The sequence below is a fragment of the Sphingopyxis sp. H115 genome (assembly GCF_001468465.1).
Lineage (GTDB): Bacteria > Pseudomonadota > Alphaproteobacteria > Sphingomonadales > Sphingomonadaceae > Sphingopyxis.
Genome location: NZ_LNSA01000033.1, coordinates 22,227 through 43,625 on the forward strand (window position 1 = coordinate 22,227; position 21,399 = coordinate 43,625).

Consider the following 21,399-nt stretch of genomic DNA (forward strand, 5'->3'; position numbering starts at 1 on the left):
ATTCTTCCTATTCGGCCGCAACGCGATCGGCGGCGAGTGTGTCGAGATAAGCGCGGTTGGTCGGCAATCCCGCGGCCAGCGTGCGCGCACGCTGCCGCATCTCGGCGAGCGCCGACAGCGCGCGGTCGCTTGCGGGCCAGCCGGCGGGGGCGGGAAAGCCCATGCCATAGAGGATATATTGGTGGCTTTCGGCCGAGAAAATCTCGTCGACATAGGGGAAATCCGACGAAGATGGCGGCTGGTCGCGCCACAAGGTCAGCAATTCGACCAGATGCGGCGGGATATGATCGGGGTCGCGGTGCGCACGCCAATAAGGCTCGTCGCGGCGGCTGAGCACATAATGAAGCTTCAGAAACTCGACGATCCGGTCCCAGCGATAGCGGAACAGCCTGTTGAAGCGCGCCGCATGAATGTCCATCGCGGCACGGTCGGCCGGGAAATTGTCGGTGAGCGCGCGCATCGACAATTCGATCAGCACGATCGCGGAGGCTTCGAGCGGCTCGATGAACCCCGCCGCGAGGCCGATCGAAAGACAGTTTTTCTCCCAGAAGCGGGCGCGATGGCCGGTACGGAAGCTGATATGCTTGAGCGGCACCCCGAACGCCCCCTCTTCGGGGATCGCGCCGGGCAATTCGCGCGCGATATAGTCGCGCAGGATCGCTTCCGCGCGCTCGGTGTCCATAAAACGGCTCGAATAGACGCAGCCGATGCCGCGCCGCGACGGCAGCCCGATATCCCATATCCAGCCCGCCTCGTGCGCGGTCGCGATCGTCTGCGACGCGATCGGGCTGCCCGGCGGCACTGGCACCTGCGAGGCGATCGCGCGGTCGTTAAAGGCGTGGTCGCCGCGGTCGATCCACTCGACGCCGAGTTCGCCGTCGATCAACAGCCCCTTGAAGCCGGTGCAGTCGATGAACAGGTCACCCGCAATCGCGTCCCCGTCGGCGATGATCACGGCGGCGATGTCGCCATTTGCCGCACGCCGCGTGGCGGTGACGCGGGCCCGGATATGTTCGACGCCCAAAGCCTGCGTCGCGTGCGCCGACAACAGCGCCGCGAATTTCTCCGCGGCGAAATGATAGGCGTAGTTGGCCGCGCCCTGATAGTCCGGCATCGTCCGCTGCCGCGGCGCAAGATGATCCATGCACACCGCCGCCTGCGCGCTCATCGCCGCAGCGAAAGACTGGCCGGGGGCCGAGGCCTGCCACGCCGCGAGCAATTCGCCCGTCGGGATCGGTGGCGGCGTGGTGAAGGGATGGAGATAGCTATCCCCCGCCGATCCATCGACCCAGCCGTCGAAGCGGGAGGCCTGCTTGAACGCCCCGTCGCAAGCGGCGAGAAACGCGCCCTCGTCGAGCCCAATCGTGTGGAGCGTGGCACGCATCGTCGGCCAGGTGCCTTCGCCGACGCCGACGATCGCGACGTCGGGCGCCTCGACCACCGTCACCGACAGCGGCGCCGCCTTCGCCCGCCGCGACGTCGCGAGCAACGAGGCCGCCAGCCAGCCGGCGGTGCCGCCGCCCACGATGACAACCCTCTCGATCGCGCTATTCATTATCGTCGATCCTAGGCCGTGAAACCGCCCTCGTCACGCAAAAGAGCCGCGCCCGGAAAGGCACGACCCCCTTGCCTGCGACCCGGCAGAAATGGCCCGCCGCTCTAGAAGCTGAACCTGACCCCCGCCGCGTAGCGCGCGAAGCCCGGCTGGACGAAGGTGACGTTATTCTTGTGCCGCAGATGCCCGCGGCGCCCCTCGCCCGTCAGGTTGATCGCCTCGACGAAGGCGGTAAAGCCCGGGATGAACTCATAACTCGCGCTGGCATCGACCTGCCAATATTCCTCGGTGTAGAAGGGGTTGGGTCCCGTTCCGGCAAGGAATTCGTCGCGCCAGTTCCACGCGACACGCGCCTGGAGCCCGCCCTTGTCATAGAATGCCACGGCATTGGCGCTGTCGCTGAGCCCGGTGAGCGCGAACTGCGGCACCGACGACGGCTGCGTATTGTCGTACGTCGCGTCGCCGTTGACGATCGTATAGTTCAGGATGACGCCGAAACCCGTATCCCAGAAACTATGCTGGATCGCGAACTCCCAGCCGTTGAGCGACGCGGTCTGGTCGCTGTTCACCGGCGTGGTGATTTCGAAATTGACCAGCGGGTCGCCGGGCGCGGCATTGATGATGTTGCCCGTGACCGTGTCGGGGAAATTGTCGATGATATATTCCCGAATTTCCGCGACCGTTGCGTCGGCCCCGATCGCGGCGATCGCGGCGTTCCAGCGCGGACCGCCCACCGGCGTCGTCAGGCCGAAAGCGCTGCTGTCGATGCGCGACGAGGATATGAAATTGCTCACATCCTTGTGGAAATAGCCCACCGAAAGATAGGAATCGCGCCCGTAATACCATTCCGCCGACAGGTCGATATTCTTCGACTTGTACGGGATCAGCCCCGGATTGCCCTGCGCGCCCGTGCCGCCGCCGACACGGAACAGCGTGTCGATCGTCCGCCCGCCCTGCATGCTCGCATAGTCGGGGCGCGTAATCGTGTGGCTGTACGACGCACGCAGCTTGACATCCTCCATCGGCGAGACGTCGAAATCAACCGCCGGCAGCCAGTTATCGTACGACCCCTTGAACCGCGTGAAGTCGCTTTCGCCCGAAAAGACGACGTTGAATTCATTGTCGCCGATCCACGTCGTCGTGACGGGCACCGGCACCAGCGCCGCCGACGAGATATCGGTCGTCTCGTACCGGATGCCCGCCGTGAAGTGCGCGGGATTCTGGAACAGGTCGAACACCGTCGCCACCTGCAGATAAGGCGCCAGCGTCTTTTCGGAGATACGCCGGTCGGTGTTGAACACGGCCAGGCAAGTACCCGGCTGGGCGGCGCCCGTCGCGGGATTGCTGCAAACCTGGTAATTCTGCTCGTTCAGATCGGCGAGCCGTTCGAAATCGAAGGTATAGAAACTCTGGATCATCCCCTGCTGGGCAAGCCCCGGGAACTTGTCGGGCAGCGTGACCAGCGTGAAGATGTCGTCGGGAATATCCGCCGCCGGGCCGGCACCGCCCCAGGTGTCGTCGTTCTGGACCGTACCGAATGCCGACCGCACCTTGCTGTCGATATAGGACACGCCGAAATCGATGCTGTCGAGGAAGCCGCCGTCATGGTCATATTGACCGCGCAATTGCACCTGGTTGATCCGGTTGCGGAAAAAGGCGTTGCGGAAAGCATTGCCCGTCGGCGTGATCAGCGAGGCATCGAGCGGGTCGATGCCGGGATACATGCCGTAGGATATGACCGGCAGGTCATTTTCGAAATTGATCGCCTGGTTCTGGACGCCGAACACGGCGTTGCCCAGCGACATGCTCGACCCGAAGCGGTTGACCGGATTGACTTCGGCGGTCGAATGATGCGCGTCGAGTTCGAACGATACCCCGTCCGCGCCCTTCCATTCGAGGTTGAAGCCGAGCGACTTATTCTCGGCCCGGTTTTCGGTCAACGCACCGCTGTACGACAGATCCTTGCCGCCATAGAGCGCATCGGGTCCGGGCGTGCCCGTCGGCGGCGCGAATATCTCGCTGTAAAAGATCGGGCCCGCGACCGGGCCATCGGTCCACGCACTCGATGTATTTTCGTGGTTGAACCAGACCCCGACATTGCTGTTGCGCGTTTCGACCGTGTTGCGCGAATAGACATAATCGACCGTCGCGGTCAGTCCGTCGGTCGGCCGGAATTGCAACACCGCCTGCCCGTTGATGCGCTCACGGTTGATATCGTTAAGGTCGTAGGACGCGTTCTGCGGTACCTGATATACGTCGTCCGGACCCGGCCGGTTGGTGATGTTATCGGCGCGCGGCGTTCCCGGCTGCGCAAGCGAACCCCAGTTGTTTTCGCTGCCCAGATAGCCGTCGCGCCAGCCGACATTCGCCGTATTGGTGCTCGATTTGCGCTTCTGGTACGACCCCGCGACCATGATACCGATCCGGTCGTCGGCAAAAGTGGTGCTGAAGATGCCCGACACTTCGGGCGTGATCGGGTCGCTATTGTTGCGCGACGAATCATAGACGCCCTTGACCGCCAGGCTGCCGCGCATCCCCGGGTTGTCGAGCGGGCGCGGGGTACGGATGTTGATCGACGACCCGATGCCGCCCGACTCGATGGTCGCGCGGCCGCTCTTGTACACCTCCACCGATGCGATGCCTTCGGACGCGAGGTTGGCGAAGTCGAACGACCGCGACGAGGGAGCGCTGCCGCCGTCGCCGATCAGCGCGGTCGGCATCTGCCGGCCATTGAGCGTCACAAGATTGAATTCGGGACCAAAGCCGCGAACGGTGACCAGCGAGCCTTCGCCGTTCGAGCGGTCGATCGAGACGCCCGTGATGCGCTGGAGCGATTCGGCGAGGTTGGTGTCAGGGAATTTGCCAATATCCTCGGCGGAAATCGCATCGACCACGCCCTGCGCTTCGCGCTTGATGTCGGCCGAGGCGGCGAGGCTGGCGCGGATGCCGGTGACGACAATCTCGTCGCCACTTACATCGCTGTCGACGGGCGCTTCCTGCGCATGCGCCGCCTGTGCGACCCCCATCAGCGACAGCGCCGACGTGCCGACCAGAAATTTTGCAAGCCAATGCTTTTGAGACGCCCGCATCCCATTCCTCCCAAAACAGCCGCTCTCTTTTGGTGGCGGCATTCCCGTTATGTGAACGTTATCTAAATGGGAACGTTCTCATTGTCAACGCGTCGGGCGTGGCATTTGGGTCACAATGTTGCGGAATTTCGCGCAGCAAACGTATGCAGCAAAAGCCTTCCCGACGCCGCCTCGGCCGGATCCAGGGAGGGCGGGCCGGACGCGTTCGCCCGGCCGCTCCTTTCGTTTTCGGACGTCGAGGTTACAGCATCGGATAGCGCAGACCGTAATATCCAAAGACGCTGCGGCCATATTCGTCGGTGTAATCCGGCGTTGCGTCGCGCGCATAACGCGGGGCACCCGTCAGCTTGTCCTTGGGGATATCGACCACATAGCCGCCCTTGTCGGTGTCATAGGTCAGCATGTCCCAGGGAATCGGATAATGGTCGCTGCCGAGACCGAACAGGCCGCCGAATTCCATGACGGCATATTCGCTCTTGCCGGACTTCTTGTCGATCATCACATTGGCGATCGTGCCGAGCTTTTCATTTTGCGGATTATAGACCTTGGTCCCTTCGACCTTGTCGGACGAAATCAGGCGATGAGTCTCGGTGCGTTCGAGTGTGTCGGCCATGGGAAATTCTCCTTTGGCGCGGGGGGCGAAACATCGATCGGAGGATCCGGCCGTGCCGCGCCCCGTTAAAGCCCCCCTGTTCAAGCAACGAGGCCCGCACGCCGGAGTTGCTCGATTCATCGCAAAGCAGAGCCCGCTCGCGCGCAGCGCGCGGTCAGCGGCTCCAGCGTGCGAAGATGGCGGTCGGCAGCAGCAGCCCCCTCGCCTCCTCGCGCACCGCCAGTTCGCCGCACTCGACCTTTCCGGGCAGGTCGGCGAACAGCTGGCTCAGAAGTTCGCCGATCGCCAGCGCCGACATGCGCACGGCATAGACGGTCAGGAACAGTGCGCGACTGTCGGCGTCGAGCAGCTGGCGGCAGTCGGCGAGCAGCGGGGCAAGGCCTTCCTCGAGCTGCCAGCGCTCCTGGTTCGGACCACGGCCGAATTTGGGCGGGTCGAGCAGGATCGCGTCGTAGCGCTTCCCGCGCCGCACCTCGCGCGCGGTGAACTTGCCCGCGTCGTCGACGATCCAGCGGATCGGCTTGTCGGCCATACCCGCGAGCGCGGCATTTTCGCGCGCCTGCGACACCGATTTCTTCGACGCGTCGACATGCGTCACCGACGCCCCCGCGGCGGCGAGCGCCTGGCTGCCGACGCCGGTGTAGCCGAAGAGGTTGAGGAAGGCGGGGTCGGGCTTGCCCGCAACCTGTCCGCGCAGCCAGTCCCACACCGGGGCCATATCGGGAAAGAAACCCAGGTGACGGAAAGGCGTGCAACTCGCGGTGAAGCGCGTCTCGCGCCAGCCGAGCGGCCAGCCCTCCTGCGGCACGGGCTTGCTGTAATACCAACGGCCGCCGCCGTCGTCGTCCGATGCCGGGACGAACTCGCCGTCGGCGGCCTCCCATTCGCTCGCCGGGAGCGCGGGCGCCCACATCGCCTGCGGCTCGGGTCGGATGAAGCGGTAGCGGCCATAGCGTTCGAGCTTGCGCCCGTTCCCGCTGTCGACCAGCCCATAATCGTCCCACGCCTCGCCGACGAGCGTGACGAGGGGCAACAGATCAGCCACGCGCAGCTTCCGCCAGGATGAACGCCTTTACGGCGTCATAATCGCCGGGAAGCTTGGTATAGCGCTCCTCGCGATCGAACAGATTGCCGAGCCGCGCGGGCAGCGACGGCCGCACGCCGGTCGCACGTTCGACCGCCTCGCGGAACTTGGCGGGATGCGCGGTCGCAAGCGTAACGACCGGAATGTCGACATCGATATCGAGCGCGCGGGCCGCGGCAAGGCCGACCGCGCTGTGCGGGTCGATGATCTGCCCGCCACGCTCCTGCGCCCAGCGCAGCGCCAGCGCCATCCTGTCGCCATCGATGCTCGCGCTCGAAAACAGGTCGCGCGCGCCGGCCAGCATGTCGGCGGGGATCGACATTGCGCGGTTCGTATCGAACTCGGCCATCATCGCGGTGATCGCGGCGCCGTCGCGGCCTGCGAGGTCGAAGAGCAGCCGTTCGAAATTGCTGCTGACCTGGATGTCCATGCTCGGCGTCGCGGTCGGCGTCACCGTGCCCGCGCTGTAATCGCCGCTGGTCAGCGCGCGGTGGAGGATGTCGTTGACGTTCGTCGCGACGACAAGCTTCGCGACGGGCAGCCCCATTTGCGCCGCGACATAGCCCGCGAACACATCGCCGAAATTGCCCGTCGGCACTGAGAAGGCAACCGCGCGGTCGGGACCGCCGAGCCGGACCGCAGCGTAGAAATAATAGACGATCTGCGCCATCAGTCGCGCCCAGTTGATGCTGTTCACCGCCGACAGCGTGACCTGGCCCCGCGCCTCTTCGTCGCCGAATAGCCGCTTCACCATCGCCTGCGCATCGTCGAAGCTGCCGTCGATCGCGATATTGTGAACGTTGGGCGCCAGCACCGTCGTCATCTGGCGGCGCTGGACGTCGCTGACGCGGCCTTCGGGGTGGAGCATGAAGATGCGGATATGTTCGCGCCCCGCGACCGCTTCGATCGCCGCTGAGCCGGTATCGCCCGAGGTCGCGCCGACGATCGTGATGTCGGTGTTGCCTCCGCTCAGGAATTTTTCGAACAGCTGGCCGAGCAATTGCAGCGCGACGTCCTTGAACGCCAGCGTCGGGCCGTGAAAGAGTTCGAGCAGCCAGTGACGATGGTCGAGCTGGACCAGCGGGGTCACTGCATCGTGGCTGAAGCGGCCGTAGGCCGCCTTGCACAGCTCGCGGAGTTCATCCTCGCTCAGCGCCCCCGCGACGAACGGCGCCATCACGCGCACCGCCGTTTCGACATAATCGAGCCCAGCGAGGCCGCGGATCTCGTCAGGGCTCAGCCGCGGCCATTTCGTGGGCACATAGAGGCCGCCGTCGCTGGCAAGCCCCGCGAGCGTCGCGGCACGAAAATCGAGGGTCGGCGCAGAGCCGCGGGTGCTGATATAGTCCATGACGGAGATGCGCCTAGAGCGATTTCGCGCGAAATGGAACATTTCGCGGCTCGGAAATCGCCGAAAAACTTTGCGGGCGGCTCAAGGCCGCGCGCGGCGGCGGACGGCCAAAATATAGATGACGAGCGCCGCGGCGGCGAAGAGGAACCATTGCACCGCATAAGCCAGGTGATTGTTCGGCGTATCGTCGGCGGAGGGCACTGCGCTGGCACGAAGCCCCTCGATCGGCCGATCGGCGATCAGCATAGCCCGCGCGGGCACCGCCTTACCCATCGCGCGCTCCATCACCGTCGGCTGCTCGGGTCCGGGAACGATCGTTCCCTGCACCGTCCCGCCGGTCCATTCGGGCGGATCGAAATCGTCGCCGATACCGACATCAACCAGCACCCCCGGCCCCTCGGCCCCGGTGCGGCAGTCGGCGATCATGCGGATGCCCGACTTGCCCTGGCGGTCGGTACCGCTGCGCTGATCCCAGCGCACGGGCTCCAGGCAGACGACGCTGCTCTTGCGGTAAAGGAATCGGTCCTCGACCGGCGGCAGCACGGGATAGGTTACCAGCGACGACATGGCCATGTTGCGCTGGTACAAAACGATCAGCGCCTCCTTCTCGCTTTTGCGCTGGAGCTGCCAGACCCCCAGCCCGATCATCACTGCGATCGCGGCGAGCACCAGCAGCGTCGGGATCAGCGGCCAGCGCCGCCGGGGTTCGGTCGGTTCAGTCATCTTCGCCATCCACCTGCCGGCCTTCGGCCGCCTGACGCTGGTGCTCGCTCGCCAGCAGCGCGCCTTTGCCGACGCGCAGGCCATAGACGACGGCGGCGGCGGTCAGCGGCACCCACAGGACGACATGCACCCACAAAGGCGGGCGCACGAGGGCATCGAGCGTCAGCGCGATCGCGATGAGCAGCGCGCCGATGATCAGCGTCAGGAAGGCTGCGGGTCCGTCGCCGACATTGTAGCGGCCATAGTCGAGCCCGCAGCTGCCGCATTTTTCGCGGAACTTCACCGGCCCGTCGAACAGGGTCGGCGCGCCGCATTCGGGGCAAAGGCCAAAAAGGGCAGCACGCCAGACCGGCGGCTGCCCCTTTTGAATATTATCGCCGGTCGGCAATTTAGTGCGCGGCGATCGGCGCGCCCCAGCCGCCCCAGACATAGACAATGATGAAGAGGAACAGCCACACGACGTCGACGAAGTGCCAGTACCAGGCAGCGGCTTCGAAACCGAAATGCTGCTGCGGGGTGAAATGGCCCTTATAGGTACGCACGAGGCAGACGATCAGGAAGATCGTCCCGACGAGAACGTGGAAACCGTGGAAGCCGGTCGCCATGTAGAAAGCCGAGCTATAGTTGCTCTGGCCGAAACCCCACGGCGCATGGGCATATTCATAGGCCTGGATCGTCGAGAAGACGACACCGAGGATGATCGTCAGCCACAAGCCCTTCTTCAGCCCCTCGCGGTCGCCGTGAATCAGCGCGTGGTGCGCCCAGGTGATCGTCGTGCCCGAGCACAGCAGGATCAGCGTGTTGAGCAACGGCAGCGAAAAGGGATCGATGACTTCAATGCCCTTCGGCGGCCACATCGTAATCGCGGCGGCGCCATCTTGACCGAACAGCGAGGTGACCGCGCCATCGGCATATTCGATCGGCACCGGGAAGAGCGAAAAGTCGAACCAGGCCCAGAACCAGCCGACGAAGAACATCACTTCCGACGCAATGAACAGGATCATGCCGTAACGCAGGTGCAGCTGGACAACCGGGGTATGGTCGCCGGCATGCGCTTCGTTGATCACGTCGGACCACCAGCTGAAGAAGGTGGCGATCACACCCATGAAACCGAGGCCGAGGACCCATTTGCCGACGCCGCCGAAATGATCGGCGTGCATCGCCATCACCAGCCCGAAGAACATCACGAGCGCAGCGACCGAGCCGATGAGCGGCCAGACGCTGGGATTTACGAGGTGATAGTCATGATGTTTGGCACCGGACATGGCGTGTTTCCCGTTTTTTGCAGCCCCGACACGACGATTCCCCATCATCTGCCGGCCCTTGTTAGACTCTTGTTCGCGGCCTTAGCTCGCCTTTTTACCCTCGTCTACCGCATCTGAAGGGTGGAAGGTGTAGCTCAAGGTGATTTCCTGCACATCGCGCGCGTCGGGGTCGTCCTTGATTTTGGGATCGACGAAGAACAGCACGGGCATACGCATCTGTTGCCCCGGCTCCAGTCGTTGCTGGGTGAAGCAGAAGCACTGAATCTTGGTGAAATATTTGCCCGCCTGGTCGGGCGTCACGTTGAAGCTCGCGGTCCCGACGACAGGGCGCGACGAATTATTTTCGGCGATGAAGATCGCCATGTCGCGTGCGCCGATGCTGACGGTGTCGGTCGGATGTTCGGGATAGAATTTCCACGGCAGGTTCGGCGAGACATTGGCGTCGAAGCGCACCGAGATCGTGTCCGACAGGATCTTCGGTTCCTCCGCCGCAGCGACGGGATCGTACCGCTGCGTCGTGCCGCCGAAGCCGGTCACGCGGCAGAAAAGATTATAGAGCGGCACCGCCGCGAAGCCGAGGCCCACCATCGCGAGCGCGAGCAGCGCGGCAAGGCTGGCGGTCTTCGCGTTGGGGGACATGCGGGCAATCATGCGAAAATCTGCATCTTGGCGATGGTGATGAAGAAAAAGAGGATCGCCAAACCACCCAGCATCCACGCCATCAGATTGGCGCGGCTGCGCTGGCGGCGCCGATATTCGGCTTCGTCGAAAGGCTCAGGCTGGGGTTCTTCGGTCATAGCGGCCACCAATGGTCGGCGACGACAGCGCCGAAGAGAATGAAAAGATAGGCGATCGAATAAGCGAACAGCCGCTTTTCGGGCTGCATCAAATCGCCTTCGCCCGTCGTGCGCGTGCCGACCTGGATCGACAGCAGCACGAACAGCGCCGACAGGATCACCGCGGTCCAGCCGTAAAGCGGGCCGGTCAGCCCGAGCGCCCAGGGCGCGATTGCGCCGATCGCCATGACGACAGCGTAAACGAGGATCTGCCGCCGCGTCGACTTTTCGCCCGCGACGACGGGCATCATCGGAATGCCCGCAGCGGCATAGTCCGAGCGGACGAACAGCGCGAGCGCCCAGAAATGCGGCGGTGTCCACAGGAAAATGAGCAGGAACAGCAGCACCGGCAGCGGCGCGATGCTGCCCGTCGCGGCGACCCAGCCGATCAGCGGCGGAAAGGCGCCTGCCGCCCCGCCGATGACGATGTTCTGCGGCGTGCGCGGCTTCAGCCACATCGTGTAGACGAATACATAGAAAAGGATCGAGGCGGCGAGCAGCAAGGTCGCCTGCCAGTTCGACGCGAACAGCATCAGGAACAGCGAAAAGGCTGCAAGCCCGACGCCGAATTGCAATGCGGTCTGCCGGTCGAGCCGTCCGGCGGGCAGCGGCCGCCCCGCGGTCCGCTTCATCTTGGCGTCGAGGCCAGCCTCATACCATTGGTTGAGCGCGCCCGAAGCGCCCGCCCCCAGCGCAATCGCGAGGATCGATGAGAAAGCGAGCACCGGATGCACCGCGCCCGGCGCCGCGAGCAGCCCGCACAGCGCGGTGAACACCACCAGCGACATGACGCGCGGCTTGGTCAGCGCAAACAGGTCGCGCCAGTCGGCGGGAAGCGCCGTTTCGCCATGGGTCAGGCTCTGCGCCATCTTTACTCCGGCCGTCAGGGAAACGCCCCCTGCCGATTGTCAGCAGAGGGCGAACCGTGTCAGGCGATACGCGGCAGTTCGTTGAACTGGTGGAACGGCGGCGGGCTCGACAACGTCCATTCGAGCGTCGTCGCGCCTTCGCCCCACGGATTGTCGGCCGCCTTCTTGCCCGCGAACAGCGAGTAGAGGATGTTCACGAAGAAGAACGCCATGCCGGCGGCCATGATCACATAGCCGAACGACGAGACATAATGCCAATAGGCATAGGCTTCCGCATAGTCAGGATAACGGCGCGGCATGCCCTGCTGGCCCAGGAAGTGCTGGGGGAAGAACATCACGTTCACGCCGATGAAGAAGACCCAGAAATGCAGCTGGCCCAAGACCTCGCTGTACATCCGGCCCGACATTTTCGGGAACCAGTAATAGAAGCCGGCAAAGAGCGAGAAGACCGCGCCCAGCGACAGCACATAGTGGAAGTGCGCGACGACATAATAGGTGTCGTGCAGGTTGGTGTCGACACCGCCATTGGCGAGCACGACGCCGGTCACACCGCCGACGGTGAACATGAAGATGAAGCCCAAGGACCAGACCATCGGGGTCTTGAAGCTCATCGAACCGCCCCACATGGTCGCAATCCAGCTGAAGATCTTGATGCCCGTCGGCACCGCGATCACCATCGTCGCGGCGGTGAAGTACATCTTGAGGTTCACGCTCATGCCGACCGTGAACATGTGGTGCGCCCACACGATGAAGCCGACGACGCCGATCGCGACCATGGCGTAAGCCATGCCGAGATAACCGAACACCGGCTTGCGGCTGAAGGTCGAGATGATCTGGCTGACGATGCCGAAGCCCGGCAGGATCATGATATAGACTTCGGGGTGGCCGAAGAACCAGAAGAGATGTTGGTAGAGGACGGGATCGCCGCCGCCGGCCGCATCATAGAAGGTGGTACCAAAGTTGCGGTCGGTCAGCAGCATCGTGATTGCCGCGGCGAGGACCGGCAGCGCGAGCAGCAGCAGGAAGGCGGTGACGAGCACCGACCACACGAACAGCGGCATCTTGTGCAGGGTCATGCCCGGCGCGCGCATATTGAAGATGGTCGTGATGAAGTTGATCGCGCCGAGGATCGACGCCGCGCCCGCAAGGTGGAGCGAGAAGATCGCCATATCGACCGCAGGGCCGACCGAACCGCTGGTCGACAGCGGAGCATAGACCGTCCAGCCGGTGCCGGCACCATGGCCGCTGCCGCCCGGGACGAACATCGACCCGACGAGCATGACGAACGCGACCGCGGTCAGCCAGAAGGAGACATTGTTCATGCGCGGGAAGGCCATATCGGGCGCGCCGATCATCAGCGGCACGAACCAGTTGCCGAAGCCGCCAATCATCGCGGGCATGACCATGAAGAACACCATGATCAGGCCGTGCGCGGTGATCATCACGTTCCAGAAATGCTTGCCGGCAACCTCGTCGCCCGCGCCGCCCAGCATATGCGCCCAGCCCGAAAGATACTGAACGCCCGGTTCGGCGAGTTCAAGGCGCATCATGCCCGAAAGCGCCCCGCCGACGATGCCGGCGATGATCGCGAAGATCAGGTAGAGCGTGCCGATGTCCTTGTGGTTCGTGGACATGAACCAGCGGACGAAAAAGCTTGGCGTATCGTGATCATGGTCATGATCGTGCGCATGGCCTTGGCCGTGCGCGGGTGCAGTTGCTGCGATATCGGTCATCTGTCGGACCCCTTGTTAATTCTTGGCGGCCGGCGCGGCGGCGGGAGCCGCTGCGGGCACAGCTTCGGTCGTGGCGGCGGGCGTCGCGGCAGCGGGTGCCGGCGCGGCCTCGGCGGGTTCAGCCGCCGGACCAGCCGGGTTGCCGCCCTTCGAGCGGACCCAGGCTTCCCACTTGTCGACAGGGAGGACTTCGACGGCGATCGGCATATAGCCATGATCGACGCCGCACAGTTCCGAACATTGGCCGTAATAGACGCCAACCTTGTTCGCGGTGAAGGTCGTTTCGTTGGCGCGGCCGGGGACCGCGTCCATCTTGGTCCAGAAGGCGGGAACCGCGAAGCTGTGGATCACGTCGGCACCGGTGATGATCAGCTTCACCTGGCGACCGACGGGAACGACCATGCGGTTGTCGACCGCAAGGTGATAGGGTTCGCCCGCCGCTTCGGCCTTGTCCTTCGGCAGGATCTTCGAGACATATTCGCCGATGCCCTGGTCAGGATAAGCATAGCCCCAATACCATTGGTAACCCGTGACCTTGATCGTCAGCGCGTCCTTCTTCGGCGGCTCATATTGCTGGGCCAGAAGCCGGATCGACGGCACCGCGATCACCGCGAGGATCAGCACCGGGATCGCGGTCCAGATGATTTCGATGAAGGTGTTGTGCGTCGTTTTCGACGGCACCGGGTTCGCCTTGGCGCGGAAACGGAACATCACCCAGAGCAGGAGGCCGAGAACGATCAGCGTGATCACCGTGATGACGGGCAACAGGATCACATGGTTGAACCAATAGGCCTGTTCGCCGACCGGGCTGACCTGCGGCTGGAAGTCGATGCCCGCGTCGACCGGCTGACCGACCCCAGGGGTCGGCTTCATCGGCACATAGGTCGCATCGCCAGCCGGCGCCGCAGCGGTGGTCGCTGCCGGAGCCGCCGCATCGGCAGCGGCCGGAGCCGGATTCGCCGGAGCCGTTGCGGCGGGGGCTTCGGCGGGCGCCGCAGCCGGTGCCTGCGCATGGCCGGCGCCCACCGCGCCAAGCGACAAAGCCGCCGCAATTACAAGGGTTTTCAAGCTCTTCATAAGGATAGTGCCGCCCGTTGCCTGTTGTTCTTATCGATACCCCAGCCTGACTTTCCCCTCTGCCGGACATGCGCCCGCGCAGCCATCGGACAGGCTGAATCTCGCGGGCGCTATAGACCCGCTTGCCGCTTGCCTCAAGCATCTCTAACACTATTTTGCGGCTGGATTATCTGCGCCGCCAAAACCCGGTCGCCCGTCGGGGGCGACGCACTGGACAAAAGAATAAATCTCCCATGACCGATGATGAAATCCTAGCCGAATTCCGCGCCGCCGAGGCCCTGCTCCAGGGCCACTTCCTGCTCTCTTCCGGTCGCCACAGCGAATATTATCTGCAATGCGCGCGCGTGCTGATGGACACGACGCGCGCCGGGCGGCTCGCCGCCGCGCTCGCGGCAAAGCTGCCGCGCGACCTCCGGCAAGCGATCGACATCGTCGTCTCGCCCGCGATGGGCGGCGTCATCATCGGTCATGAAATGGGCCGCGCGCTCGGCAAACCCGCGATCTTCGTCGAACGCCCGACCGGTACCTTCGAACTGCGCCGCGGCTTCGCGATCGATGCGGGCGCGAAGGTGCTGATGGTCGAAGATGTCGTCACCACCGGCCTCTCCTCGCGCGAAGCCATGGAGGCGGTGCGCGCCGCCGGCGGCGAAGTGATCGCCGAGGCCGCGCTCGTCGATCGCTCGGCGGGCAGCGTCGATCTCGGGGTCCCCTTCTATCCGCTCGTCGCGATCAATTTCCCGACCTATGCCGAGGGCGAGCTTCCCCCCGAACTCGCGGAGACCGAAGCGGTAAAGCCCGGCAGCCGGAGCAAGGCGGCTTGACCGGCCCCTCCTCCTCGCGCCTGCGGCTCGGGGTCAACATCGACCATGTCGCGACGATCCGCAACGCGCGCGGGGGCGAGCATCCCGACCCGGTGCGCGCGGCCGAGATCGTCGCGGCGGTCGGCGGCGACGGCATCACTGCGCACCTGCGCGAAGACCGCCGCCATATTCGCGACGACGACCTCGCGCGCATCCAGGCCGCGACCGACCTGCCGCTCAATCTCGAAATGGCGGCGACCGACGAGATGCTCGAAATCGCGCTGCGCCACAAACCGCACGCCGCCTGTATCGTTCCTGAAAAGCGCGAGGAGCGCACGACCGAGGGCGGGCTCGATGCGGCGGGCCAGCACAATCATCTCGCCCCGATCGTGTCGCGCCTCAGCGACGCGGGCATCCGCGTCAGCCTGTTCATCGAACCCGACCCGCGCCAGATCGAGGCCGCGATGCGCCTCCGCGCGCCGGTGGTCGAATTCCACACCGGCCGCTATGCGCATGTCGAGGGGGAAGAGCGCGCCGCCGAACTCCGCCGCCTCGCTGATGCCGCCGCGCTCGCGTGGAAAAATGGCATCGAGCCGCATGCGGGCCATGGCCTGACCTACGAAAATGTCGTCCCCGTCGCGGCGATCCCGCAGCTCGCCGAACTCAACATTGGCCACTATCTGATCGGCGAGGCGATCTTTACCGGGCTCGAAGATGCGGTGCGCCGGATGCGTGCGCTGATGGACGAGGCGCGAGGCGCATTGTGATCATCGGCCTCGGCTCCGACCTTTGCAATATCGAGCGGATCCAGAACTCGCTCGACCGCTTCGGCGAGCGGTTCGAAAATCGCGTGTTCACCGAAGTCGAAAAGGCGAAGGCTGCGCGGCGGCCCTTCACCCGCGCCGGCACCTATGCCAAACGCTTCGCCGCCAAAGAGGCCTTCTCGAAAGCTGTCGGCACCGGCTTTAAACGCGGGGTGTTCATGAAGGACATCGGCGTCGTCAACGCGCCGTCGGGCGCGCCGACGCTCGCGCTGACCGGCGGCGCAGCCGAACGGCTGGCGCAGATGATCCCCGCAGGCCATAGCGCGCATATCCACCTGACGCTGACCGACGACCATCCGTGGGCACAGGCCTTCGTCATCATCGAAGCAATCAAGGACTGACATTTTCATGGCGAAGGACAAGACGAAGGACGACGGCAGCTGGGGCAAGCTGATCCGCGATATCGTGGTCATCCTGCTCCTCGTGCTCGGCATCCACAGCTGCGTCGCCAAGCCTTTCTATATCCCGTCCGATTCGATGATGCCGGTGCTGCGCAACGGCGACCGGCTGATCGTCAGCAAATATCCTTATGGCTGGTCCTATTCGTCGGTCAGCTTCCACCTCGCGCCCAAGGTCGAGGGCCGCCTGTTCGGCAAACTGCCCGAGCGCGGCGATATCGTCGTCCTCGAACATCCGGTCACGCGCATCGACTATATCAAGCGCGTGATCGGCCTGCCCGGCGACACGATCCAGCTCACCAACGGCGAACTCAGCATCAACGGCAAGCCCGTGAAGCGCGCGGTCCAGCCGATGCTCTCGATCCCGGTCGATCCCAACCTGCCTGGCCCCGACAGCAGCCTGGACCCCTACATCGTCCGCGGCGCCGACGGCAAGGAGGTGCTCGAACTTCCCATCGTCCGCGAAACGCTGCCCGGCGGCGCCACCTTCGACACGATCGACATGGGCCCCGGCTATACGACCGACAATTACGGCCCGATCACCGTGCCCGCGAACCATCTGTTCCTGATGGGCGACAACCGCGACGGCAGCGCCGACAGCCGCGTCGATACCAGCCAGAAGGGCCTCGGCGGCCCGGTCCCGTTCGACGCGATCGCGGGCCGCGCCGAGATCGTCAGTTTTTCGACCGATGGAACCGCCCAGTGGTACAACCCATTGAGCTGGTTAGGCGCGCTCCGGTCGGGACGCGCGGGAACCGACCTGCGACCCGACCGTCAGGATCAGTAGGACAAGGGGAAAAACCATGGCGGCGACACGAAAACCGGCGGCGACGCGCACGGCCGCCAGCGCCGCCGCCAAGGCCGAGGCGCACCGCGAAGCGCCCGGCCCGACCGAAATCCGCAGCCAGCTCGTCCGCACCGAACTGCTCAAGGCCGGGGTCTGGATAGGCCTCGCGCTGCTCGTCGGCGTGTGCATCGTGCTGATCCAGCCGATCCTGCTGATCTTCGCCGGAATCGTCATGGCGTCGATGCTCGACGGCGGCACGCGCCTCCTTGGCCGCGTGCTGCCGATCGCGCGCGGCTGGCGCCTGCTCATCGTCTGCCTGTCGCTCGTCGCCTTCCTCGTCTGGACGGTGATGTTCGCGGGCTCGCAGATCGCCGATCAGGCCGCGACGTTGCAAACCGTGGTCATGGCGCAGATCGAGCGCATCGCCGCGTGGGCCGCCGATCACGGCATGGGCAATTTCCAGCTCGATACCAAGACGATCACCGACAATATCGCCGGGACCGTCGGCCGCGTCACCGCGGCGGTCGGCACCGTCCTCGGCGGGCTGACCAGCCTCGTCATGATCGTCGTCCTCGGTATCTTCATCGCGATCGAACCGCGCCTCTACGAACGCGGCGTCGCGTGGATGCTGCCGATGAAGGCGCGGGAGAATTTCTACATCACCACTGCGCGCATGGGCTTCACGCTGCGGCGCCTGATGGCGGGGCGCCTGCTCGGCATGCTGGTCGAAGGAATCGGGACCTGGCTCGCCTGCCTCGCCGTCGGCATCCCGATGGCGGCCTTGATGGGCCTGCTCACCGGCCTGCTCGCGTTCATCCCCAATATCGGCGCGATCGTGTCGGGCGTGCTGCTCGTCCTCGTCGGTTTTTCGGCGGGGACCGACACCGGCCTCTGGGCGATCGCCATCTATTTCATCGTCCAGACGGTCGACGGTTATCTGATCGTCCCGATGGTCGCCAAAAAAACCGTCGACCTCGCCCCGGCATTGGTGCTCGGCGCGCAGATCCTGTTCGGCGCGCTGCTCGGGCTGATGGGGCTCTTCCTCGCCGATCCGATCGTCGCGATGATCAAGGTCGCGCTCGAACGCGAGGCCGAACGCAACGCCGGCGGCGCCCAAACGAAAACGGCGGCAAGCTCAACCTAGCCCGCCGCCGCTTCGCAATTCATCCGCTTGCCGATGTTACGGCTGCGGCGCCGCCCCCGGCGGCGGGCCGGCCGGACCACCAGGAGCGCCGCCCGGTGCGCCCTGCTGCTGCATCATCTGTTGCTGTTGCTGCATCATCTGCATCTGCTGCTGCATCGCGCGGACTTCGGCCTCGGTACGGAAATCGATCAGCGTCACGGTGAAATGCAGCGTGCTGTTCGCCGGGATCGGTCCGTTGTCGCGGTCGCCATAGCCAAGCTGCGGCGGGATCGTGATCTTGTATTCGCCGCCCTTCTTCATGCGGGTCAGCGCTTCCGAAAAGCCGGGGACGACGCGGGCGACTTCCATCGGCGCCTGTTCGTTGGCGTCGAACACCGTCCCGTCGTCGAGCTTGCCTTCATATTTCACCAGCACGACGTCGGTCTTACCCGGGCTGTTGCCGGTGCCTTCCTTGACGACTTCGAACCCGATGCGCGGGGTCATGTGCCAGGCGAGCGCCGCGCCGGCAACGATCAGCGCCGCAACGCCAAACCACATCAGCCATAGGCCGCCTTTGCTCACCGGACGCAATGGAACCGTCGTTACGCTCATCTTGGATGATCCTTCCGCTGCCCCGCCGGGGCGAAAATGCTGGCGAGGCCTATAGGCGGTGCGGCGCGGACCGGTCCAGAGGCAATATGCGCGAACGTCTGCTTTGAGGTGGTGAGCCGACGTTCCTCCCCACCCTCGTCACCCCGGACTTGATCCGGGGTCCATGACCTCGACGCCGCGATGGATCCCGGATCAAGTCCGGGATGACGAAGAAACAATGTCCACTTCGGGTCGAAAGCCGTCCTCCCCACAGCGCAGGAACGAAAAAGGGCGCCGCGTTGCCGCGGCGCCCTTTTCACGATCAGGATCCCGAACGGGAGACGGTCCTACTTGATACCGTCGCGCTCCATCCGCTTGCGCTCCATCTTGCGGGCGCGACGGACAGCGGCGGCACGCTCGCGGGCGCGCTTTTCGCTGGGCTTCTCGTAGTGACGGCGCAGCTTCATTTCGCGATACACGCCCTCACGCTGCAGCTTCTTCTTGAGCGCGCGAAGGGCCTGGTCGACATTATTGTCGCGAACGATGATCTGCATACGCCGTGTCGTCTCCTGTTCGTCAAAACGATCTGGGCCACCGGGAAAGCCGGATTGCCGTAAATCGCCGATATTCGGGCAATAAAAAGAGCGCCGCGAAAGCGCGACGTTCCGATGTGGAGGCCAACTAAAAGGATTCGCGCCGAAATGCAAGTCCAAAGGCGGCGAAGCGCGCCGGCCACGCCGCGAGCGTCGTCCCATGCTCCTTGGCCCGCTCGCGGGATTGTGCCCGCCCCGCCCCTTGTGGCATAGGTAGCAGGACGAAACCAATCAACAGACAAGGGACAGGCCATGGCGACCCAGCTCAAGCGCAACAGCAAATATAGCGAAGCCGAATGGACGGCGCGGCAGGAGCTTGCCGCCTGCTACCGCATCTTCGCGATGATGGGCTGGGACGAAATGATCTTCAACCACATCACCGTGAAAGTCCCCGACGAGGACGGCGCCTTCCTGATCAACCCCTATGGCCTGCACTTCAGCGAAGTCACCGCGTCGAACCTGATCAAGATCGACATCGACGGCAACAAGGTCGACGAGGATAATCCCTGGCACGTGAACAAGGCCGGGTTCGTCCAGCACAGCCTGTTCCACCGCGTCCTGCCCGACGCGCACGCGATCATCCACACCCATACCACCGCGACCACCGCGGTCTGCGCGCTCGAAGGCGGGTTACAGCCGGTCAATTTCTACGCCTGCAACTTCATGGGCCAGCTCGGCTATCATGATTTCGAGGGCGTGACGGTTCGCGAGGAGGAAGGCGAGCGCCTCGTAAAGAATCTCGGCGACAAACGCATCCTGATGCTGCGCAACCATGGCCCCGTCGTGATGGGCAAATCGCTGACCGAAGCCTTCATCAAATATTGGGCGCTCCAGCGCGCGTGCGAAATCCAGCTCGCGACGATGAGCATGGGCAAGCCGATCACCGTCCCCGACGAAGTGATCGCGGTCCACCAGCGCGACCTGTTCATGGCCTCGATCCCCGGCCAAGCGGGCAAGGCCGAATTCGACGCAATGGTGCGCAAGGTCGACAAGATCGACACGAGCTGGCGTGACTAATCCGGCGACTGCGCTAACAGGGGCGGCATGACGCGATTCTCGGTCAACGACCGCCCGGTCGAATATCGCATGGAGCCCGACACGCCGTTGCTCTGGGCGCTGCGCGACGCATCGAACCTGACGGGAACCAAATATGGCTGCGGCACCGGCGAGTGCGGCGCCTGCACCGTCGATATCGACGGCGAGGCGATCCGCAGCTGCATGGTCACGATCGCCGAGTGCGAAGGCCGTTTCGTCACGACGATCGAGGGCCTGTCGCGCGACCGCAGCCATGCGGTGCAACAGGCGTGGGTCGCGCAGCAGGTGCCGCAATGCGGATTCTGCCAGTCGGGGATGATCATGGCAGCGGCGGCGCTGCTGCGCACCAACAGCAACCCCAGCGATGCCGAAATCGACGCCGCGATGACGAATATCTGCCGCTGCGGCACCTATCCGCGCATCCGCAGCGCGATCCGCCTCGCCGGCCGCGTGCTGCGCGGCGAGGAGCGGATCGCCGCCGCCCCGCCGCCCGGTATCCGCCCCGACGATGCGGCGCGCGCGGTCCCCGCACTCCGCCTGCCGCCGGGCAGTTGACGGCCTTGTTCATCTAGCTGAACCGCAGGCAACAACGCGGTCAGCGACCGATCATCTTGCGGAGCGTAAGAATCACCTCATCATCCCGGCTGGCGTCTCCAGCAAACGGGACATGAGTTGGAGAATGGCGAGATGAAAAAGATGTTCGGAGGGTTGCTGATCGCCGCGACGATCCTGACCCCCATCGCCCCCGCAGCAGCACAGGCATCGGGCGAGCGGTTCCAGGTCGCGCAACGCGGCGATCGTGGTGACCGGGGCCCGCGCGGTCCCGAAGCGCGCCGCGGCGGCAATGGCGGCGGCGAGGCCCGCCCACAGCGCCAGCGCGGCGAACAGCGGCAGGTCCAGCGCGAGCAGCGCAGCGAAACCCGTCAGCGCAGCGAAACCCGTCAGCGCGGCTCGGACCAACCGCGTCAGGCGCAACGGCAACAGCGCAGCAGCGACCAGCAGCGCCAGCAATGGCAACAACGCCGCGATCAGCAACAGCGCACCGCGCAGGCC

General features: G+C 64.6%; 23 protein-coding genes. 7 read left to right on the forward strand and 16 right to left on the reverse strand.

Annotated features, from left to right (window positions below):
• Positions 1–7: 7 nt before the first annotated feature.
• The 13 genes from ATE71_RS18310 to coxB all read right to left on the reverse strand — a co-directional run bounded on the left by ATE71_RS18310 (position 8) and on the right by coxB (position 14,195).
• On the reverse strand, positions 8–1,555 hold the full coding sequence (locus tag ATE71_RS18310; protein WP_058804782.1) for a tryptophan halogenase family protein: 1,548 nt from the start codon (positions 1,553–1,555) through the stop codon (positions 8–10).
• A gap of 104 nt (positions 1,556–1,659) precedes the next feature.
• Entirely contained in the window at positions 1,660–4,644 is a 2,985-nt protein-coding gene (locus tag ATE71_RS18315) for a TonB-dependent receptor (RefSeq protein WP_058804783.1), read from the reverse strand.
• Positions 4,645–4,885: 241 nt separating this feature from the next.
• Positions 4,886–5,257, reverse strand: coding sequence for a PRC-barrel domain-containing protein (locus ATE71_RS18320; RefSeq protein WP_058804784.1), 372 nt, complete (start codon positions 5,255–5,257; stop codon positions 4,886–4,888).
• Between the two features lie 154 nt (positions 5,258–5,411).
• A complete protein-coding gene (locus ATE71_RS18325) occupies positions 5,412–6,290 on the reverse strand; it encodes a class I SAM-dependent methyltransferase (RefSeq protein WP_058804804.1) in 879 nt (292 codons plus the stop codon).
• 4 nt (positions 6,291–6,294) lie between these two features.
• The gene (gene thrC / locus ATE71_RS18330) at positions 6,295–7,692 is read right to left on the reverse strand and encodes a threonine synthase (RefSeq protein ID WP_058804785.1); all 1,398 of its coding nucleotides are present in this window, start codon (positions 7,690–7,692) and stop codon (positions 6,295–6,297) included.
• Positions 7,693–7,773: 81 nt separating this feature from the next.
• Complete coding sequence (locus ATE71_RS18335; protein WP_058804805.1) at positions 7,774–8,415, reverse strand: SURF1 family protein; 642 nt, start codon at positions 8,413–8,415, stop codon at positions 7,774–7,776.
• Entirely contained in the window at positions 8,408–8,803 is a 396-nt protein-coding gene (locus tag ATE71_RS18340; RefSeq protein WP_235588069.1) for a DUF983 domain-containing protein, read from the reverse strand. Before ATE71_RS18340 ends, ATE71_RS18335 begins: the two co-directional genes overlap by 8 nt.
• Before the next feature lies 1 nt (position 8,804).
• Positions 8,805–9,680: a cytochrome c oxidase subunit 3 gene (locus tag ATE71_RS18345; RefSeq protein WP_058804786.1), complete on the reverse strand. Its 876-nt coding sequence runs from the start codon at positions 9,678–9,680 to the stop codon at positions 8,805–8,807.
• An 81-nt stretch (positions 9,681–9,761) separates the two neighbouring features.
• A complete protein-coding gene (locus ATE71_RS18350) occupies positions 9,762–10,319 on the reverse strand; it encodes a cytochrome c oxidase assembly protein (protein ID WP_235588070.1) in 558 nt (185 codons plus the stop codon).
• Positions 10,320–10,327: 8 nt separating this feature from the next.
• On the reverse strand, positions 10,328–10,477 hold the full coding sequence (locus ATE71_RS22760) for a hypothetical protein (RefSeq protein WP_201022984.1): 150 nt from the start codon (positions 10,475–10,477) through the stop codon (positions 10,328–10,330).
• On the reverse strand, positions 10,474–11,385 hold the full coding sequence (locus tag ATE71_RS18355) for a heme o synthase (protein ID WP_058804788.1): 912 nt from the start codon (positions 11,383–11,385) through the stop codon (positions 10,474–10,476). Before ATE71_RS18355 ends, ATE71_RS22760 begins: the two co-directional genes overlap by 4 nt.
• Positions 11,386–11,444: 59 nt before the next feature.
• On the reverse strand, positions 11,445–13,118 hold the full coding sequence (ctaD, locus tag ATE71_RS18360; protein WP_058804789.1) for a cytochrome c oxidase subunit I: 1,674 nt from the start codon (positions 13,116–13,118) through the stop codon (positions 11,445–11,447).
• 15 nt (positions 13,119–13,133) lie between these two features.
• A complete protein-coding gene (coxB, locus tag ATE71_RS18365) occupies positions 13,134–14,195 on the reverse strand; it encodes a cytochrome c oxidase subunit II (RefSeq protein WP_058804790.1) in 1,062 nt (353 codons plus the stop codon).
• Between the two features lie 233 nt (positions 14,196–14,428).
• Between coxB and pyrE the strand changes: the two genes are divergently transcribed.
• The 5 genes from pyrE to ATE71_RS18390 are packed head-to-tail and all read left to right on the forward strand — an operon-like array spanning position 14,429 to position 18,148.
• Positions 14,429–15,016: an orotate phosphoribosyltransferase gene (gene pyrE, locus ATE71_RS18370; protein ID WP_058804791.1), complete on the forward strand. Its 588-nt coding sequence runs from the start codon at positions 14,429–14,431 to the stop codon at positions 15,014–15,016.
• Entirely contained in the window at positions 15,013–15,762 is a 750-nt protein-coding gene (locus ATE71_RS18375; RefSeq protein ID WP_058804792.1) for a pyridoxine 5'-phosphate synthase, read from the forward strand. Before pyrE ends, ATE71_RS18375 begins: the two co-directional genes overlap by 4 nt.
• Entirely contained in the window at positions 15,759–16,160 is a 402-nt protein-coding gene (gene acpS / locus ATE71_RS18380; protein WP_058804793.1) for a holo-ACP synthase, read from the forward strand. Before ATE71_RS18375 ends, acpS begins: the two co-directional genes overlap by 4 nt.
• Before the next feature lie 7 nt (positions 16,161–16,167).
• Complete coding sequence (gene lepB, locus ATE71_RS18385; RefSeq protein WP_058804794.1) at positions 16,168–17,004, forward strand: signal peptidase I; 837 nt, start codon at positions 16,168–16,170, stop codon at positions 17,002–17,004.
• A 16-nt stretch (positions 17,005–17,020) separates the two neighbouring features.
• On the forward strand, positions 17,021–18,148 hold the full coding sequence (locus ATE71_RS18390; RefSeq protein WP_058804795.1) for an AI-2E family transporter: 1,128 nt from the start codon (positions 17,021–17,023) through the stop codon (positions 18,146–18,148).
• A 36-nt stretch (positions 18,149–18,184) separates the two neighbouring features.
• On the opposite strand, the gene ATE71_RS18395 is transcribed toward ATE71_RS18390, so the two are convergent.
• The gene (locus ATE71_RS18395) at positions 18,185–18,739 is read right to left on the reverse strand and encodes an FKBP-type peptidyl-prolyl cis-trans isomerase (protein WP_058804796.1); all 555 of its coding nucleotides are present in this window, start codon (positions 18,737–18,739) and stop codon (positions 18,185–18,187) included.
• A 326-nt stretch (positions 18,740–19,065) separates the two neighbouring features.
• Positions 19,066–19,272 (reverse strand): 30S ribosomal protein S21, encoded by a 207-nt coding sequence (gene rpsU / locus ATE71_RS21870; protein ID WP_003047635.1) that lies wholly within the window; start codon positions 19,270–19,272, stop codon positions 19,066–19,068.
• 291 nt (positions 19,273–19,563) lie between these two features.
• Between rpsU and ATE71_RS18405 the strand changes: the two genes are divergently transcribed.
• Positions 19,564–20,328, forward strand: coding sequence for a class II aldolase/adducin family protein (locus tag ATE71_RS18405; RefSeq protein WP_058804798.1), 765 nt, complete (start codon positions 19,564–19,566; stop codon positions 20,326–20,328).
• A gap of 27 nt (positions 20,329–20,355) precedes the next feature.
• The gene (locus ATE71_RS18410) at positions 20,356–20,901 is read left to right on the forward strand and encodes a (2Fe-2S)-binding protein (protein WP_058804799.1); all 546 of its coding nucleotides are present in this window, start codon (positions 20,356–20,358) and stop codon (positions 20,899–20,901) included.
• A 72-nt stretch (positions 20,902–20,973) separates the two neighbouring features.
• Here ATE71_RS18410 and ATE71_RS22590 read toward each other — a convergent pair.
• The coding region (locus tag ATE71_RS22590; protein WP_058804800.1) for a hypothetical protein at positions 20,974–21,399 on the reverse strand (426 nt) is incomplete at its 5' end.